Annotated in this window: 1 pseudogene; it reads left to right on the top strand. The window is 64.4% G+C overall.

Going from position 1 to position 306, the window contains the following annotated elements:
* Positions 1-32: 32 nt before the first annotated feature.
* Positions 33-306 (top strand): annotated as a pseudogene (locus EN861_RS34825) (ABC transporter permease); the annotation flags it as partial.

The raw sequence follows: 306 nt of genomic DNA, 5'->3' as shown, positions 1-306 counted from the left end.
ATCGTCGCCATCATGTCCAACCCGAGGCTCAGATGACGATGGCGCGCGCGGTATCCTCCCGACGGTCCCTCCTGGGCCACAGCTATAACCTCGTGGGCGTCGTGGCCTCGCTGGTCATCCTAGCGTGGACGCTTGTCGCCATCTTCGCGCCCTACGTCATCCCCCACCCGATTGGAGACATCGTCGACGACGACTATTTCGGCCCGATGCGCCAGGGACTGTGGCTCGGTTCGGATTATCTGGGCCGGGACATGCTCTCGCGGGTTCTGATGGGCGCGCTACACCGTCGGCATATCGCTCGCGGCC

Origin of the sequence: Mesorhizobium sp. M8A.F.Ca.ET.218.01.1.1, assembly GCF_004791165.1 — a bacterium.
Taxonomy (GTDB): Bacteria; Pseudomonadota; Alphaproteobacteria; order Rhizobiales; family Rhizobiaceae; genus Mesorhizobium.
This window is presented reverse-complemented; position numbering and strand designations above follow the sequence as displayed.